The organism is Fusibacter ferrireducens (assembly GCF_015352425.1).
Taxonomy (GTDB): Bacteria; Bacillota; Clostridia; order Peptostreptococcales; family Acidaminobacteraceae; genus Fusibacter_A; species Fusibacter_A ferrireducens.
Genome location: NZ_JADKNH010000002.1, coordinates 189,258 through 208,070 on the forward strand (window position 1 = coordinate 189,258; position 18,813 = coordinate 208,070).

The 18,813-nt window shown below is 35.2% G+C and carries 17 protein-coding genes; 1 reads left to right on the plus strand and 16 read right to left on the minus strand.

What is annotated here, in order from left to right:
• Window positions 1-9 precede the first annotated feature (9 nt).
• The 14 genes from ISU02_RS03925 to ISU02_RS03990 all read right to left on the minus strand — a co-directional run bounded on the left by ISU02_RS03925 (window position 10) and on the right by ISU02_RS03990 (window position 15,353).
• Window positions 10-330 (minus strand): hypothetical protein, encoded by a 321-nt coding sequence (locus ISU02_RS03925; RefSeq protein WP_194700484.1) that lies wholly within the window; start codon window positions 328-330, stop codon window positions 10-12.
• Between the two features lie 285 nt (window positions 331-615).
• The gene (locus ISU02_RS03930; RefSeq protein ID WP_194700485.1) at window positions 616-3,828 is read right to left on the minus strand and encodes a tetratricopeptide repeat protein; all 3,213 of its coding nucleotides are present in this window, start codon (window positions 3,826-3,828) and stop codon (window positions 616-618) included.
• A gap of 3 nt (window positions 3,829-3,831) precedes the next feature.
• A complete protein-coding gene (locus ISU02_RS03935) occupies window positions 3,832-4,263 on the minus strand; it encodes a hypothetical protein (RefSeq protein ID WP_194700486.1) in 432 nt (143 codons plus the stop codon).
• A gap of 13 nt (window positions 4,264-4,276) precedes the next feature.
• Complete coding sequence (locus ISU02_RS03940; RefSeq protein ID WP_194700487.1) at window positions 4,277-5,251, minus strand: hypothetical protein; 975 nt, start codon at window positions 5,249-5,251, stop codon at window positions 4,277-4,279.
• 405 nt (window positions 5,252-5,656) lie between these two features.
• Entirely contained in the window at window positions 5,657-7,450 is a 1,794-nt protein-coding gene (locus ISU02_RS03945) for a recombinase family protein (RefSeq protein WP_194700488.1), read from the minus strand.
• A gap of 212 nt (window positions 7,451-7,662) precedes the next feature.
• Entirely contained in the window at window positions 7,663-8,484 is an 822-nt protein-coding gene (locus ISU02_RS03950; RefSeq protein ID WP_194700489.1) for a nucleotidyl transferase AbiEii/AbiGii toxin family protein, read from the minus strand.
• On the minus strand, window positions 8,481-9,074 hold the full coding sequence (locus ISU02_RS03955; RefSeq protein ID WP_194700490.1) for a type IV toxin-antitoxin system AbiEi family antitoxin domain-containing protein: 594 nt from the start codon (window positions 9,072-9,074) through the stop codon (window positions 8,481-8,483). The genes ISU02_RS03950 and ISU02_RS03955 overlap by 4 nt, the downstream gene beginning before the upstream one ends.
• A gap of 422 nt (window positions 9,075-9,496) precedes the next feature.
• A complete protein-coding gene (locus ISU02_RS03960) occupies window positions 9,497-9,991 on the minus strand; it encodes a YbaK/EbsC family protein (protein ID WP_194700491.1) in 495 nt (164 codons plus the stop codon).
• A 63-nt stretch (window positions 9,992-10,054) separates the two neighbouring features.
• Entirely contained in the window at window positions 10,055-10,831 is a 777-nt protein-coding gene (locus tag ISU02_RS03965; RefSeq protein WP_194700492.1) for a PhzF family phenazine biosynthesis protein, read from the minus strand.
• 22 nt (window positions 10,832-10,853) lie between these two features.
• On the minus strand, window positions 10,854-11,228 hold the full coding sequence (locus ISU02_RS03970) for a RidA family protein (RefSeq protein WP_194700493.1): 375 nt from the start codon (window positions 11,226-11,228) through the stop codon (window positions 10,854-10,856).
• A 95-nt stretch (window positions 11,229-11,323) separates the two neighbouring features.
• Window positions 11,324-12,118: a 2-keto-4-pentenoate hydratase gene (locus tag ISU02_RS03975; protein WP_207736176.1), complete on the minus strand. Its 795-nt coding sequence runs from the start codon at window positions 12,116-12,118 to the stop codon at window positions 11,324-11,326.
• A 29-nt stretch (window positions 12,119-12,147) separates the two neighbouring features.
• The gene (locus tag ISU02_RS03980) at window positions 12,148-12,963 is read right to left on the minus strand and encodes an HpcH/HpaI aldolase family protein (RefSeq protein WP_194700494.1); all 816 of its coding nucleotides are present in this window, start codon (window positions 12,961-12,963) and stop codon (window positions 12,148-12,150) included.
• Window positions 12,964-13,083: 120 nt separating this feature from the next.
• Window positions 13,084-14,466, minus strand: a complete 1,383-nt coding sequence (locus tag ISU02_RS03985) for an aminotransferase-like domain-containing protein (RefSeq protein ID WP_194700495.1) — start codon at window positions 14,464-14,466, stop codon at window positions 13,084-13,086.
• Window positions 14,457-15,353, minus strand: a complete 897-nt coding sequence (locus ISU02_RS03990) for a LysR family transcriptional regulator (RefSeq protein WP_194700496.1) — start codon at window positions 15,351-15,353, stop codon at window positions 14,457-14,459. The genes ISU02_RS03985 and ISU02_RS03990 overlap by 10 nt, the downstream gene beginning before the upstream one ends.
• Before the next feature lie 163 nt (window positions 15,354-15,516).
• Between ISU02_RS03990 and ISU02_RS03995 the strand changes: the two genes are divergently transcribed.
• Window positions 15,517-15,924, plus strand: coding sequence for a DUF2000 domain-containing protein (locus tag ISU02_RS03995; protein WP_194700497.1), 408 nt, complete (start codon window positions 15,517-15,519; stop codon window positions 15,922-15,924).
• Window positions 15,925-16,083: 159 nt separating this feature from the next.
• Here ISU02_RS03995 and ISU02_RS04000 read toward each other — a convergent pair whose 3' ends face one another.
• Entirely contained in the window at window positions 16,084-16,227 is a 144-nt protein-coding gene (locus tag ISU02_RS04000; protein WP_194700498.1) for a hypothetical protein, read from the minus strand.
• A 22-nt stretch (window positions 16,228-16,249) separates the two neighbouring features.
• The gene (locus tag ISU02_RS04005) at window positions 16,250-18,505 is read right to left on the minus strand and encodes an ATP-dependent DNA helicase (protein WP_194700499.1); all 2,256 of its coding nucleotides are present in this window, start codon (window positions 18,503-18,505) and stop codon (window positions 16,250-16,252) included.
• Window positions 18,506-18,813: the final 308 nt, after the last annotated feature.

An 18,813-nucleotide genomic window follows, 5' to 3' on the forward strand; every position in this document is an offset into this window, starting at 1 on the left:
GAAATATGCTTACCCCTCAAAAGGATTAGTATCATCTGAAACTTCCTGAATTATTACTATGGGATCAGAAATCAAACCATACTTCTCATCTTCAGGATATGTCACAGCAATTGTAGGATTAGTCCCTGCATATGCTATGACACTTTCCATCGTATCCCATTTCGTACATAAAAAGAAATGAGCATAATCCCCTTGTTCAACAACTTTTAAAAAAGCGCCTCTGTTTCCCAAAATTGCTAAAGTATCTTTTACACCTGTCTCATATTCATATTTTTCAAATGCATCTTTCTTTTCTATTGGAACAATGCCGTGCCATGTTCTCGATATCATTTTTCATTCTCCTTATAATTATCAAACTCTATCTATTTTTCTCCAGAAGACAAACCGTTTCCACATGCCTTGAGTAAACAAAAATGATGTCGTAAAGACCTGTTGGTTCCTTGGCTGGGAGACAATTACAAACTTGTAAACCTCTACTTATATAAGTGACTTTGATAAAAAGTATGGGGACAATTTATTGCTTGAATCTCAGTTTTCACCTTTGGTATTCTACAATATTCTTTAATATATTAAAAAACTCCTTATTATAATCTCAGATCATTATCCCCTCTCCTCTTATTTACTAATTTCATTTAGTCTCCAATTCTCCTCTTTAATAAAGCTATAGTTTATCCCTGTGATTTTCTCTACAAAAACTCTTGAGTCTTTTGCTAATATCTTATCACAATCTTCAACACTAAGGTGTGATAAGTGACTTACTATAACTCTGTACAAATTCATAAGTATCCACACGAAAGCTTTGTTATCTGGGTTTTTACTGAAATCGCACATATCAGCATAGTTCTTATGCGGAATAATAACTGTTGGTACATCATAGTCTTTCCCCGCACTGAACACTGCTGAAACTGGTTCTGGGAAGCTTTCTTCTTTTAATTGTTGGACTTCTTTATTGAACGTATCATAATTAATAACATATATTTCTAAACTTCTTTCCTTTAGCTCCCCTGCCCTTTCACAGAACAAACTACAATTACATTTAGTAACCAATGCAATTGATAATGCAATTTTGTATTCCATTATCTCTAATTTTGTTGAGTTAATTTGAGCAATAAAACCGTTATCCCATGCAACAGTAAAAATCCCTGTCCCATCAGATATTTCTCTATAATAAAACCCATTTATACCATCTACAAGTTTCTTAATTATTTCCTCAACATCTTCAAAATCTAATAACGTTCCAGATTGTTCAATCCCATAGGCTAGTAAATTCATTAATCTATCATTGTTCGGTACTCTATCAATGATTTTATTTAGCACATTCAATAAAGTCTGCTTTCCTTCATCGGCTTTATTTGCTAAACACAGATCCACAAAATTTATAAATGGGAATATCAAATTAACCCTATCACCAATATCTAAGTATCTAGCAAACATTATAGAATATAACTCCATCAATTTAGTATCATCTATGCTTTTGAAATCTTCTAAATTATCAGCTAGGCTCTCGAAGTCCACATTTTTGTCATTCTGAATTACTTTCTCAATGAAATCAATATTAGTCTTTACAGACTCCAAATTGCCAAGAAGGAAGTGCGTCTTACTACTTTCAAACAAATAGTATAAAGCTGATTCTACAAACCTCTCGTCCAAGTAGTTAATAACAGCCTTATCAATATCTTGTACATACAATTCTAAAGAGCTCATGCTTTTATGTGCTTTTGCTCTCTCAATATAGGCCTCTGCTACTCTATAGCTATCCTTAACTGCACTGCTCTCATTTATTGCATCACTTGCATACAGAATTGCATCATCATACTTACCAAGTGCATTATAAATATTTGCTAACAATTCTTGTGCTCTTCCAATTTCCCTCTTACAACCACTCTGTTTAGCGATATCCAATCCCTGCTTATATAATTTCTCGCTTTCTTGAAAATCCTTCTCATCCCTATAAACATTACCTAAATTTAATAAGTTCATTGATACTTTTACATTCAGGTTTAACTTTCTGCATATCTCTATTGATTCAAGACAAGCTTTCTTAGCTTCCCCTAGCCTGCCCTTTTTCCGATAACACATAGTAAGATTGTTTAAAACTCCTGCTTTAAGCTGTGGGATATCCTGGATTTCTTCATCTTCTAATAAATTTTCTAGATATTCTAATGCTAAATCTTCTTCATTGATATTTCCTAAACTTGCCGAGTAGTTTAATATGCTCATATGCATACCTCGCTTGTCTTTCATCTTACTAAACAATTCATATGACTTTTTAGCATACGCTGCCGCAAGCTTGTACTGATTAAAGGACAAATAAGTCTTAGAAACATTGAGATATATACTAGCTTGTACTAAATCACTCTTTGGTTTCTCGCTTAAAAGTAAGCCTAATACTTCAAGAGCTTCCTCCTTAATACCTTCCTCAGCCAAGTACTGAGCTTTAAAGGTGAGGGCTAATGTATGAAACTCTTCATCACCAATGGTTTTGAAACTGGCAATTGCTTCTTCTATGAAATCAAAAGACCTAACGTTATCTCCTAAATCTTTATAGATACTGCTTAAATGGTAATTAGCATAGCCAAATTCAAATATTTCTACTTCTCTATCATACAAACTAAGACCAACTTCAAGTATTTGTGCTGATAATTCTATATATCCTAAAAAATAAAGATAATGTGAAGTCTCAAATATATATGGTTTTATCTTTTGACTATCTATATTTTTCAGAAGAATAGTTGCCTCAATATAATCATCTTTTTCGAGACAAACATATCCGATTTTACTTTTGTAATACTCAATAAGACCTTTCCTATCTAACTCGGCAAGCAAATACTCTTTAAAGCTAGGATGGAAAATTTCATAGTTGCGCTCGTTAATTCTAAGCAAAAACTCTATCCTATTAATCTTCTCCATTATCTGCATCGGAGAATTACTTTTCTCTAATATAGAATCAAAAACACCCTTTAAAATTGTGAGCTCAATTGGAAAGGTAGTAGTCGCTATACAATTTAAAAGTTCTTTTTCATCAGTCCCAAGATTATTCCAAATTGCTTGCTGATAATCACCTAAATCTTTAGGTAAAGGACTAATTTGATATTTTGAGAAATAATATAAATACAAGGGGTTGCCTTGAGAGACTTTAACTAAATCTTGAAATTCAACAATTGTGGTCTCTCCGATATTCTGTTTTATAAATGCTTCAGTCTCGTCTTTTACAAAAGGCTTAACTTCATAATTTTTAATACTGTAAGAACCAAGTATACTCTTTATTCTTGAAGCATATACAAAAATATTTCTAAACTTTTCAATACTTAAAAATTTATGCAGTATCTGAGGATTACTTTCGCAATCATCTATTAAAAATAGCTTTTCACTTGTTTGTAGCAAAGTTTCTAGAACAGCCATTATATCATCTTCGCCATACCCATACTGTATCTCAAATGAGTCAATCAAATATTTCACGACTCTATTAAGAGACTTGTCCCGCAACGATATATATACTGCATCTTGGTCTTTCGCTAATTCACTAAGTATTATAGTTTTTCCAATACCTGGTTCCCCATATATCAACATTTCGCTGTCACCATCTAGAGCATTATATATGTCCCTAACAACTGACTCTCTGGAAATAATCTTTTTCTCACTGCAATACTCTTTCAGTATCCTTAAATAATCTACTTTTTTAAGTTCCTTAAACTTTAACTCCATTTCTTCAGTAACAGCCTTATCTGAAGTCACTTGTATAATCGGATTATTAATTATGTACTGTGAACCACTTATGTTATAGATATCCCTGCTTGCTTCTTGATATAAGTTATTTTTCTCACTCATACACTACACCGTTTTATTTATAATAATCTGAGCCCCATTAACATTATTAATATCTCTCCCAGCCTTTTGTTCTTTGATATTAAATACTATCTTCGCTTGGGAGTTCATTTCATCAATTAAGTCCTTATTTTCTATTATTAATTGCTTCAAATCCTCAATAAAGCCTTCTGGTACTGATTTCCCGACTATCTCTTCATATTTATCTTCAACATCTCTATACGGTTTATTATTGTTTATAGCCTTATCAGTATGTAGCACTTCTAAGTACTGTTCAACATTATTCTCATCATCAAAATACTTACCTAACTTGTTTTTAAATGGGACATAAAGATACTTTTTAACTAAATCCCATGATAGACTGCCAGCAATTGTAGATGCAATCCAATTGTTCTCAACCCATTCGCTAAATGTTTGTAAAATTGACATATCAATCATTTCATTCCTCCAATTACTTAAACTCATTCATCAAAACCTTTTTATCTAGTTTAATTTGCTCAATAATCATTTCTTTTGTGTATAAGCTTTCATCTGGAAAATAGCTTCTAATTGATTCGTAACTATCAAGTAAATACTGTAATGTCTCCATATAATAGTCTTTACCTAGTGTTTCCGTTTTCCCTTCTTTCTCCAGTCTATAATATAAAGTTAAATTACATATTGCCTGAAGTATAATAACCCTATCATAGTCCGTTTCCAACTCTGATACAATATTGTTTAGATAGTCTTGATTTGTTACCTTTTGATACGTAATTGGGTAAAAATATTTAATATTCTTTTCTCTGTTTTCTTCGGCATCATTCCTCATTACTTTATCAAATTCTTTTTTATCATTCTTTATAGCGATTCCTTTTTTAACTCTATAAACCTGCAAATGAGAATTTTCTGGTATGTTACCTTCTTCAAAAACATTCATTTTTAATTTCACTATTGCAGGATACTCGGTATAAACCCTACTACGAGAACCTGCTAAAATATAACACTTTGAGAATTTTAAAGCTTTCTTAAGCTTTGTGAAGTTTTCACTGACATTATCAATTACTTTAAAATAAGTAAGTCCTGCATATAAGGGAGTAACCCACTCTCTTATATGTTCTGGTACTGTGCGCTTAATCAGACAATCAATATCTTGATAAAAACAAAGTGTATACCCGTTGTCATCTTTATGCTCAATTATATCTAATCCTAAAGCGTCCCCGTTACCATTTGACGCATTAATCCAATTCATAAAACACTGCATAGCCCTTTTACCATATACTTCATTTTCAAATATCAATGCAACTTTTAGCGGAATATTATCTAATTCGTTCTGTGGTATACTTATATACCCCAAGCCATGTAGTTTCGCTTTTTGTATGTACTCATTAAATGAGATATCTCCCACAATCATAACTGAAGGCTTAATGCCATAATCATAACCGAACATTATATTACCTCCTAACATTTATCAGCTCTTATTACAATAATAACACTATATGGACAAGTAGTAAAATCATATCGATGTAAAATTCAGATTCTTCGGGAAAAAGTAATAAAAAAATGAGAGGTAGTATATACTGCCTCTCATTTCTTCAAAGTACTATCATTACTAGATTTCTATTGTCCTTTTATCATCATCAGATTTACCTACAGATTTTCTTATTGATCATCGTGCTCACTAAAGTATACCCTTAATTCTTCACTTTCTTCTGAGTAAGAAAGTAGACGATGTATGTTTTCTTTATGCAAGCCTCTCCGCAGAATTTTTCATTTGAGAGCATCTTATTGATGGTGCAGGGATGCCAGTGGATATGCTCCCAAATACAAAATCCACTGAATGTCATCTATACACTCAGTGGATTAATCCATTGATATTACTCGTTTTTATCGTCTTTCCAGCCTCACCACGCACTCCACATGCCTTGTTAGGGGCGTAGGTACACGCAAGTTGCTTCTCGTTAGTTGCGTAAGTAGACAAATTGTCTTCTTCAATTATAGCAGATGAATTGGCAACTTTCTTGTAGAATTCCTCATTGAATTTCATTCCTGCTTTGAATACAAACGTGACCACATATGGATTAGGATTTCCTTCTTCATCCGTTGATCCAATAACAATCTTATCAATTAAACTCTCCATGATATCACGATCAAATCCTCTGATCTCTATTTCTTCAGCAAACACTTTTCTAAACTCGTTAATTCTTGTTGTAATAGATTCCTCTCCCTGAAGTGCTTCGTATTTTTCATTTCGTTCCTCACTATGAGCATTAAGCTCTGCTTCAATATCATTGTATTTCTTGTCATAATCTGCTTCAGTAATTTTTTCATCTAATCGCATATCCAGGAGCGTCTGTGATTTATATTCTAGTTTTTTGATTTTAGCTGACAATTCACTTATTTCACTTCTAAGATGGCTTACATCTAAAGCTTCTTCAATATTACTGAAGAATTCTTCAATATCTGTAGAATTCAATTCTTGAACCTTATTATAGGCATTTACAAAGGCATCTTCTAAAAAGCTCTCATGAATCCCTTTTGAATGACCACAGGTTTTTCTACCCTGTTTAATAGCTTTGCCACATTGCCATGCCGGCTTTTCATGATCTGTTCCATGATGCCAAATCCTTCTTATATATGTACTACCGCAAAAGCCACAGGTACACAGGCTACTAAAAGCATGTTTGCGACTGTACATTCTGGACGTGTTCTTTTTACTGTGTTTTTTACTCCGCATTCTAAGAATTTCCTGTGCTCGTTCAAACATTTCATCTGAAATTATTGCGTCATGATTATTTTCTACATAAAACTGCTCTTTCTCCCCCATATTGTCTAAACGCCTATGTGTGATTGGATCAACGGTAAATGTCTTTCCTTGAAGAAGATCGCCTTTATACTTTTCATTCTTAATGATGCCCCTTACCGTGCTCTCGTGCCATTTTGTACTTCCTCGTCTGGTTTTATAGCCCAGATTTGAAAGCTCTTTTGCTATGACAAAGCATCCTGATCCCTCAACATATCTTCTAAATATATACCGTACAATATCAGCTTCTTCTTCATTAATAGAAATTGTCTTCGTTTCCGAATCATAATCGTAGCCTAAGCAACCATTGTAGCCAACCATTTCGCCACGCTTCATTTTCATCTTAAGCCCCATCGTAACATTGGCAGAAATCGATTCACTCTCCTGCTGAGCTAAGGAACTTAGAATTACCAAAAGCATTTCACCATTCATCGTCAGTGTATTGATATTTTCCTTTTCGAACATGATGGCCACATTCTTTTCCTTTAATAATCGTACATATTTTAACGTGTCCAAAGTGTTTCTAGCAAATCTGGATATGGATTTTGTAATAATCATATCAATCTTGCCTTCAAGGGCATCATTGATCATTCTTTGAAAGTCTACACGCTTATTGATCTGTGTACCAGATATTGCTTCATCGGCATAAATGTCAACAAGCTCCCATTCGGGTTTTGTTTCAACTAACTGTTTATAATGAAGCACTTGAGATTGATAGCTCAACTTTTGCTCATCCGAATCTGTACTGACCCGACAATAAGCAGCAATTCTGAGTTGATTCTCAATAAAACCGTTTCGCTGCCTTCTCGATTGTTTGCTTGCTTCTATAACTTTAACCCTTGCCATCGAAAGCCTCCTTATTTTTATTTATCACTGTTTGATGCGAGTTTACCACCTTCAGTAATTTAAGACCATGTCTCGTTTATTTTTTTTAACCCAGTAAAAAAGCCTTCCCAAAATAAAATCTATTTTGAGAAGGCAAAACATCTTTGCAAATATACTTATTTCAGATTCGGAATAAGTATTATTGTACCATCGCTATATTCATTTTATAATTTTTAAACTAATGTTCTTAAGACTTCAATGATATCACTATACAATATATCTTTAGCATAGCCGTAATCTTTCGTATACTTGCGCCACCTTTTGATTAATGTTTCGCTCTTTTCAATTTCATTTATCCTTTTGTTGATATCATTAAAAATATGTGAAGTCTCTCTATATGCTGCCGTTGATTTAAGCGCCTCTTTAAAAATCAAAAGATCAAAACTTTGTGTTTTTGTCAAAATATAAACATCATAAAAATCTCTCGGTCTTGTATTAAGTTCTCCCCTTCTCAAAATGGTTTCTACTTTTTCTGCTAAGACAGTTTCGATGTTGTAAGCCCACACGCCAATATTTCCTTCTTCAAAAATCATTTTGAACAGGTATAATACTTCTTTAGGTATTATGGCATCCCCGGTTGTAATATCAATCTGCATTGGTGTAGTAATGGTGTCATACTGTGAAACAATACTCACACGATATCCACCATAGGCATCATCATCCCTAATAGAATCAATGCTATTAAAGGTAAAAGCAACATCATCGTCTATTGAAACATTGCAGATTTCTTTAATCGCTTTTACAATTGAATTAATATCAATTGGATAGTTCTTAATTGTCGCATCCATGTCCATTGTTGCCCTATTAGCTATTCCAACAAGAGCTGCAATCAACATGCCACCCTTTAATATGAACTTGTCCTTATAATCCGACTTGGAAAGACGCTCAAGAAACCGTTCGAACATATAGTTTTGAAGCACTACTTGAGCTGACATATCTTTTTGCAGAGCTAAATTTCTAATTTTTGCTTTTAAGCTCATAGTTTTTCCGCTCATAGTAACACCTCCAAATAATTTTTCAATACAGTTTCTATCTTTAATTTTTTTGCATATTCCATCAGCAAGAAATAATCCGATGATTTTATCTTAACGTAGCGTCTCAGTGCTTCATTCAAAATTTGAATATCAATTCTACTTCTGCTCTTTATAATGTCACATATTGTTCTTTCAATATTATAAACTCTAATTTCATTACCAAATGAACTATTAACAGATATGGCACCAAGTTCGTGTAATTCCTTTTTTATATAGTATATTTTAAATCTATCTGCTACGTTTGAGACTACCTTATAGCCGCTCGGAACCGTAGCCGAATATTCAAATGGCGTTCGATCTGAAAGATCATGTATAAATAGAGCTGTCTCATGGGAGTATATTAATTTCGAATATTTTTTCTGCATAGCAAACATTTCATCTTCAATAGCATCGGTAGCAACATAAACACCGCGGTCACACCTTTCTAATTTCCCTTCCGAGATTAGATCGTGAAGATATTTTCTTGGTATCCCATATTTATCGAGATCGGCACTTAAAATTGTGCCATTTTGCAGTTTAATCAACTCTTCGATTTTTTCTAAGTAATTCATAGCTATCACCCCCCATTACAAATATACTTACATTATAGTTTGTATAGGTATATTTGTAAACCAAGCATAACTCTATAGATACCGATTTTTACTTTTTCTTTATTGTTTACTTCTATAACCTTAACCCTCCCCATCAACAGCCTCCTTATTTGCAGTTGTCGCTACTTGATACAAGTTCACCATTTACAATAATTTAAGACCACATTTAATTTATTTACAAAAAACCTCCTCAGAATTAATTCCGTTCTTGAGAAGGCACCATTTTTGAATTTTCCTTATAGACCTGATACTCGCTAGTGATTATTACTTCAATATCAGTATGCATAGATTTTCATTCAATAATTGTTGTCAAACTGCATGTCCTTTTAGACACTTTACAATCAATACATTTTTTCTTCTTAACACAAGTCACATCAAGCATTTCAACACGCCTCAACTTCTCCTTTGGCAGTCCAATCTTTGCAAACATCTATCCATCCCTTGGACTCAGAGTATTCTATAAGCTCTTCAAGAGTGACTTTCACTGCACTATTACCACTTCCTCCTGCAGGATAAACGTAATCAAAACGTCTTAAAGATACATCAAGATATACTTCAACATCAGTTTTTACTGCAAATGGACACACTCCGCCAGGGGAGTGTCCAATTCTCTCTTCAACTTGATCCCAAGGAATCATCTTTGCCTTTTTATCAAATGTTTGTTTATACTTTTTGTTATCAATCTTAGCGTCACCTGCAGTAACAATGAGTACAGGCTGTTCCTCTATAAAGAAAGACATTGTTTTGGCAATTTGTTTTGGTTCACAGCCAATAGCTTTTGCTGCAAGTTCAACAGTTGCACTAGAATTTTCTAATTCTTTTACGCGATCACCGAGACCAACATTTTCAAAATATTTTTTCACTCTATCGAATGCCATTTATTATCGCTTTTTTTTTCAATTCAAAATATGCTCAAAGTAATAAGCTTTGAGCATATTTTTTTACTCTATGAAGATATCTGAAACAGAATACAGCGCAGCCTTTCCACTTAACTTCACTCTGTCATTTTCTAATCTACAGTAAAGAGTACCCCCTCTTTCTGAAGCTTGATAAGCCACTAACTCGTTCTTCTCCAACTTACCTCCCCAATATGGAATGATGTGACAATGTCCTGAACCACACACCGGATCTTCGCTGACATTTAGCTTAGGAGCAAATGATCTTGAAACGCAATCGAAATCCTTACCTTTCGCCGTTACATGTACAAGTAGTCCTTCCAGTGCCTTTGCTTTTTCTTCATCAACTGTCAGATTTCGAACTTCTTGTTCTGAGTTCAATACACACAACAGGTCCCTTCCCAAATAGGCTTCAAGTGGTCTTCCCTCCATTGCTTCAACCATTTCCTCTGTTACGTCAACCTTTTTCAAGTCATAAGCAGGAAAATCCATTTCAAATAGATCCCCTTTTTTTTCTACATTTAAGATTCCACTTAGGGTATCAAAGTTAATGGTTATAATATCAGGCTCAACAAATCTGGTAATAACATATGCTGTGGCTAATGTTGCATGTCCACATAAATCAATTTCACCACCTGGTGTAAACCATCTCAGCCTATAATTGTCTCCTTCCTTTACTGCAAAAGCTGTTTCAGAAAGATTATTTTCTTTTGTAATATTTAACATGAGCTCATCCGACAGCCATGAATCCATAACGCAAACAGCTGCGGGATTCCCCCCAAACACCTTATCTGTAAATGCATCAACAACGTATTGCTTCATTTACCGTTCCTCCCATTAATTGTTATCCTAAATATGCGATTGCTTCTACCTCACACAAGATTTCAAGTGGCAACTTCTTCACTGCTACACATGTTCTAGCTGGCTTTTCTGTAAAATACCGTTCGTAAACCGCATTAAAGGCTTCAAAGTCAGACATATCTGCAAGAAAACACGTTGTTTTAACCACTTTCGTAAAATCTGTTCCAGATTCCTTGAAAAGTTCACCTAAGTTTTTCATTGTCTGTTCTGCTTGTGCTACGATTCCACCCTCTACAACTGTACCATCTACAGGATTTAATCCTCCCTGTCCTGATGTGAATAAAAAATCCCCTGCCACATACCCTTGAGAATATGGACCAATAGCCGATGGGGCTTTCAGTGTACTAATTCTTTTCATTTTACTTCCTCCTCGTTTTAGAGTGCTAGGCACTCCAATCAAATTTTCATAAATCAAATTTCATCTCCATTGTTTCGGTCTGGAATAAAGTTTGTTTACACAAATCTCAAATTTAAGCTTGGAAATCCATCTAGGCTCAACGTAAATACGTCTCCTGATACAGCAGGGATCGCTGATAGAAATGCCCCTGATAGTATGATGTCTCCTGCTTTCAAGCTTATATCAAACTCTGAGAGCTTATTTGCTAACCATGCAACTGCTTCTACCGGATTGCCCATGACTTCTGCACCCGCTGCCGAGTCAATGGCAATTCCGTTCTTTTCAACCAGCATACCAATCAATTTCGGATTGATTTCTGACAGCTTTTTAGGAGCACTCCCTAAAACGAATTTTGATCCTCCGGCATTATCTGATATCGTATCCAAAACCGTAACATCCCAGTTCTCAATCCGTGTATCACATACTTCGAAGCATGGAAACACCCATGCAGTTGAATTATAAACGTCGGCTACTGTCACACCAGGGCCTTTTAAATCCCTATCTAAAACAAAAGCTATCTCACCTTCAATCCTTGGCAAGTAAACCTCAGACATCTGGCACGGTTCACCTTCACGCAAGATCATATTATCAAGAAGGCATCCGTAATCAGGTGTCGTCGCATTCAATTGCTTCTGCATGCCTTTACTTGTTATCCCAATCTTCCGACCGATGATTTGAGCGCCGTCACCTAGGCGCATCGCTGTGCCGATTTCTTGTATCTGATAAGCATCTTCCATTGTCATGCCAGTAAACTGCGCCGATATTTTTTCAATTGGTGTTCCTGTTTTTTCTGCGTGATAAAGCGCACTCGCAATATGATTCTTGTCTTCAGCTGTCATTCGTTTTGTCATTCCAATCATCCTTTCTATGACTTCCAACTCTATTCTGACTTGCAGGCAATTACTGCCTGATTACAGGCCTTTACGAATATTGAAGCATCCAAGCTATACGTGACACTATCAAATCCCAAGGATAAGTACTCTTTTGCAGTTTCAGGATTACCGGCAAATATAAAAGATAATTTGTTAGCTTTCTTACAAGCATCTAGTACTTCCTTAATCGCCTTCTTTAGAACTGGCGACTCGAACTCAAAGGGTATGCCCAGAGCGATTGACAGATCACAGGGGCCTACAAAGATTCCGTCCACTCCTTCTACTGCAAGTATCTCATTTATGTTTTCATATGCACCTACCGTTTCACATTGAGGTATTACCAGAGTTTCTCGATTACAGCTTTCCATATAAGATTTCCCATCTGCCGCCCAGACATCTGCTCCCCAACAACTGGTTCGAGTCGGACAATAGCCGCGCTTTCCTATTGGTGCAAACTTAGCATGGCGTACAATTTCACGCACTTGCTCGACAGACTCTACATTGGGGATGATCATTCCTTGTGCACCAACATCCAGCATTCGAAGTATATTGTATCGTGATATTTCACAAATACGCACTAGCGGTGTTATGCCACTTTGCTCTGCTGCTAGAATATGTTTTGCTGTTGTTTCAACAGAAAACGGACCATGTTCAGCATCAATAATCAAATAATCAAAACCACCTCTTGCAAGGCATTCAATGGTTCCGTTTCCTCCCAGTTCCATAAATGTTCCAATGGTTTTCTTCCCCAATGTGCATTTATCTTTAAGTGCATTCAACATTTGTGGCTTTGACACGTATGAGTTTAGACTTTCAGAGTACATATTCAGACCTCCTTAAAACGTTATTCCTGATTCAATTTTAAGACGAAAAAATGCTGCACACAATATTTGTATTGTGTGCAGCACGATTTTTCTAACTTTTGAGCACTTTAATAGGCAGTCTTAATCTAGTAGCAAACGATTTAAAATTTCAAGAGCATGGCGTAAATCATCAATTTTTTCAGGCGCTGTCACAACAATGCGTACAGCTGCTGGAGGCTTGACTTTCCCTACGGCAAATCGCTCCGATGCATACACCTGAACACCAGCTTCTTTGGCAAGCCTTTCAAATTCACTACCACTGGATTCTGCCGAAAGATTCAGCCATCTAAAAATACACGAATCATCACCACATAGCATGTTTTCTGGAAAATATTCATTTACAAGTCGGTTTCTCAACTGAATTTGAGATCTATTATCTTGAATGATCTTATCTACTGACTCGGATGCAATCATCCTTGAAGCCAACTCTGTAAGGAATGGTGACAATGAAAGATTGATGTTGTACAAATTATTCGAGAGGACCGTTAGAAATCTCTGTGGTGTTGCAATATACGCTAAACGCAATCCAGGTGCAACAGCCTTGGAAAGGCTGGCAATATAAAGGGTCTGATCTGGAGCATATGACGCCACTGCTGGCATAGATTTTTCCATCAATAGGCTGTGTGCTCCATCCTCAATGACAATGAGTTGGTTATCAATTGCAATATTCGCAATCATTTGCCTCGTTTCCTGCGACATGATATGGGTAGTTGGATTATGGTAGTCCGGCATAATATAAATACCTTTAATATGCTCATTTTTAAGAGCATACAAGAGTCCCTCTTCAGTCATTTCATGATTCCGACTATCAATGGGGATTAACTCGATTCCAAGCATTTTCGCTGCTGTTTTTAACCCCGGATAAGTTAGTGGATCTGTACCAATTCTATCACCCGGTTTAAATACACCTGCCAGTATAGCCGCAATGGCGTTCTGACCTCCATTGGATGGGAGTAAAAACTCTGGGGAAGTTGTAAATCCAGCCTTACAAATTAATTTTACTGCTGCTTCTTTTTGCCACGGATTCCCGTCAGGTTTTCCGTACTGTAGCAACTTTCCGAAATCAGGTTCTGCCATCATTCTACTGAGCAGTACTTTAACCTCTTCAGTCGCATTGGATTTTGGCGTTATTGGCCCCATTTCAATAAGGTGAGAAGCATAATAACGACTGACCATTCGCGTGTCGGAAGCCGTATCATACGATATAAACGTCCCACTCCCAACACTTCCACTCAACAAGCCCTTTTGTTTGCATACTTTAAAAGCGCGGGTTATAGTGCTGACATTGACATCTAAATAATCAGCAAGTTCTCTATATGGAGGCAACTTTGTCCCAGGCAACAAGACCCCATTAGCAATATCTTGCTCCAAAAGCTCCGCTAGTGCCAAATATAATGGTTTATCAGAGTTTGGTTTTCGAGGTTTCCAACTCATAGGATAATTTTCAAATGAATTTACTGGCATGAAGTCACCTCATTTCCTTCAAGTAATTCTAAAAACAGGTTCATAGCTGGACTCACCCATTTGTTTTTATTATAAGCATAAATTGCAGTGATTTCACCGTCATTCATCTCCGTTTCTAACGCGATCATTTTTCCAGTAGCCAACTCTCTTTCTACTGTGAAACGCGGTAGGTATGCAACGCCCAGATTGCTCATAACACTCTGCTTGATGGCCTCAATACTCCACAATTCCAATTCGGTTTCTAATACGATTTCCTTCTCCTTTAAGTACTTGTTGAATATCTTCAAGTACAAAGCATTTGGGTCATTCTGAATATGGCAAACTTGTTTTTTCTGATTCTCCCCTACGAAGTCTTGCTGTTTTTCATCCAGAACTGGGGAAGCGACCAAAACCAATGGATAGGTATGAATCCTATGACTTGTAATACTTTTAGGATACCTCCCAACATCATAATGTATTGCAATATCAATAGTCCCGTTGATCAATTGTTCTTGAATAGCGTAACAGTTCATAACTTGCAGTGATAATTTTACATTGGGAGCCTTTTCTTTAAACGCTCGAAGAATAGGTTGAATCTGATATGTTATTAGAGTCTCTGGCAAAGCTACTTTAAGATTTCCACGCATTTTTTCTATACGATCATGATAATAAGCAAGCTCTTCTGTTGCCTCAAGTATTCTATCTATAATTGGAAGAACGTCTAATCCAGCTTGAGTCAGCTCCATCTTGTGGCCGTTCTTTTCGAATATCTGTATGCCAAGTTCGCTTTCAAGTTGTTTCATTTGGAATGTTATGGTCGATTGTGCATAGTTGAGCGCTCTAGCAGCATTCTGATAGTTTCCTGTTTCAATAATCTTTTTTACTGTTACTAAATTTTTAAGCTCCATGAGCACCTCTCTTTTTAAATTCAATAATATCGAATCGTCACATCAACTATATCAATTTGACTGAATTGATTATTAAAATATAATATCAGTAAATAAAAGGAAATGCAATGCCATGTAAACAGCTGTTTGGCATTTCCAACATTAATAATAAGGAGACGATATAATGGAATTCGATACTAAAATAAAAATTGTTGTAAGAGATGATCTCGAATCATGGCAAAAACTTAATGTCACAGCTTTCCTAATGAGTGGAATCGCTGGTACTCAAGACATTATAGGTCAACCGTATAAAGACAAAGATAACATTGAATATCTGCCTATGTCTCAACAACCGATTTTGATTCACTCAGGCAACAGTGAGCAAATGAAAACGCTTCTTCAAAAGGCATTGACGAAAGATGTTGTTATTTCAATCTATACAGAAGAACTTTTTAAGACATATAGCGATGAAGATAATCGTGCTATGGTAGCTCAGTTTGGTACGGAGGAATTAAATCTAGTTGGAATTGGCATTCGAGGTAAGAAAAATCACGTTGACCGTCTGCTAAAGGGATTTGAATTGCATAAGTAGGTTTTATGACTCTTATGCTTATTTTCATACATTCCTCAAATTGAAGCATCTATCCGCTTTATTGGAAAATCAGGTCTTCCTAATATTTACTTGTATTGAGAATACTTGATTTACATATTTAAACTTTAAGTAATGCTAAAAAAATCAATTGTAAAAACCTTAATTTAAAGCATAGATGCCGATTTTGTATTTCTTCTTGATAAAAACTTTGATCTTGTCATACTCTGTTGTAGATATCAACTTTTTATACTTCAAGTGATTCAGCATCGTAATTTGTACGCTAAATTTCAATCTTTCATCCATAGTCTCTTCCTCCAAATTTCTTCTATTCAAAATATGCGTTATCTTTTTTCTCTCTTAAAAATTCCCTGATATTTTCAATGCAACACGCTTTTCTACACCTAGGTAATGCATGTAAAACATCTTGATGATATCTCCCATTGACACTGGCTCTAACATCAAGTATTGAGATGACACCTGTATCAGTCTCACTTCTTATCAATCGCCCAACACCTTGCCGCAATTTTATTAACATTTTAGGAATCAAAACCGATTTAAGATATTCATTCATGTCTGGATACAATGACTTTTCATAATCACTGATTGGATCTGGTATTGGAAAAGGCAACTTTACAATAATCAAATGAGACAAAACATCTCCAGGTATGTTGACACCTTCCCACATACTACCGGTTGCAAAAAGAACTGAATTTTGACTTTGTTTGAACTCATCAATAGTTGCACTTCTTCCACGATTCATTGCTATCATTTGACGCTCTGGTTGTATTTCTTGAACATGCTGAAATATCAAACGTAATAGCTTATAAGAAGTGAATAAAACAAGAGCATGTCCATTTGATGCATCAATTAGATTTGATATTTCCCTACTAAGTTTCTGAATGTAAACCTCATTATCTATATTCGGAAAAGGCATGGTTTGTGGCAAATAAATCATGCAATTTTCTTCAAAGTGAAATGGTGACGATTTGGTAAGTTCCTTAACCTTAGTATCACCCAAAAAGCTCATTCCAAGCTGATGTTTGATGTAACTGAAATCTCCATCAACAGCTAAAGTACCTGACGTTAAAATCATAGATCTTTTACCTGTCCATAAATCCTTACCTATTTCCGAACTTATTACTTTGGGAATGGATGACAACTTTCTTTGTCCTCTAGCTTTAGGATTTTCCACCCAACAGATATTTGCTCCTAATAAGAACAACTTCAAATCCTCTATGAAAGCTTTAAGGTCAATAGAAAATTGTCTTTCAGTGTAACCCATCTTCTTACTAATTTCATGAATGGTAAACAACAATTTTTTTATGATTTTCATAGTTCTTAAAGTGATTTCTGTCGGAAATTTTTCTATATCATCCATAAGTGATCTTTCTGGAACTCGATCTGTTATTAAATCAAATAACATTTGATTTAACGCCATCGCCTCACTCGTTAAATTCTTTAATTCTTTTTGGTCTTTCTTCTTCGAATAAGCAGGTGCTATCTTCTTCATCATACTAGCAACCTCATGTTCAATAATTGTTGTTCCATACATCTGATTTGCAGCGTCCATCAATTTATGCGCTTCATCAATGATGACTGTTTGATAATCTGGCAACAATGATATTCGACCATCTTTTCTTTTTAAAACATCTGCCAGATAATAGTTGTGATTACATATTTGAAAATGATAGGTGCTCTTTCTCGCTTGCTTCATAAACCGCTGAAAAGCACAAATCTTAAACTCGCTGCATTTAATACACTGGCTACTTTTGACATTGATTTTTCGTTTATCATAACCACTTATATTTTCAGCTTCAGCAAGATCAATATTTCTACTTTGAATTAATTGTTGTAACCCTCTATATTCACTAGGCCTTTTGCGATTAGGATCTAATGACTGAAAATAATCCTTTAACCGTTTTTCACAAACATAGTTTTCTTTACCCTTCCTAAGTACACTTGTGATTGGACTTGAGATAATCCCATTTTCAATCAGAATTTTTGAAATCTGTGGTATATACTCATTTATTATTGAACGTTGCAGTTCTATACTAGATGTAGTGATTACAATCGGCATTTGCCTGTAAGATCGATTCTTTTTTGGAAAAATACTATATACGATTGCTGCAATTAGATATGCATGCGTCTTACCAAGACCAACCGCGATATCACTCAAGGATATCCTTTGTTCCTTCATATTCTCATATATATGCTTTGATAAATGAACCTGATCTTCACGTACAACGAATCCATACTTAGGAAAAATCTCTTTGAAAATATGATCAATCATTTCAAGTCCATCTGATACCTGCTTCAAATCGTAAAAAGATAAATCCCTGACTTTCTTTATAACATCCTCATATTCTTTCTTTTTCAATATTTCTCTTCTATAAAACAAGTACTTTTTATCACCAGTCATATAGTTGACCACACGATAGGTGTAATTCTTCCCGGTAAAACCTTGCACAACAATACAATCTTTTATGATGAAAACGCCCGTCGAATTCTCTGTTATCCAATTTTCATCTATTATTCTATTTAAAATATCTTTGGTATCAAAATTAGGTTGAATATTATCCATCATTACTCCTTCCGTTAAATTTAATTCACTTAACAGAACAAACCTATAACCAAGTCAAAACAACTTAGAGACACGTTTGTTCTGTTAAGTGATTAGTTAAAATCTAATTAATAAATACTTTAGGCGGTCAATGGTTATTGACCTCATAGAAGCAACCTATGCCATTGGCTTCCAGGCAAAGGCTGTATTCTCCTGATTATCGTCAGGCTACCATCCATAGGATACTTAGGACTTGGCAGAAGTATCGTTCAAATTTTCCCTTGTGGATCATTGCGAATTATCATAACCACTTAATAATTTAAAGCCAG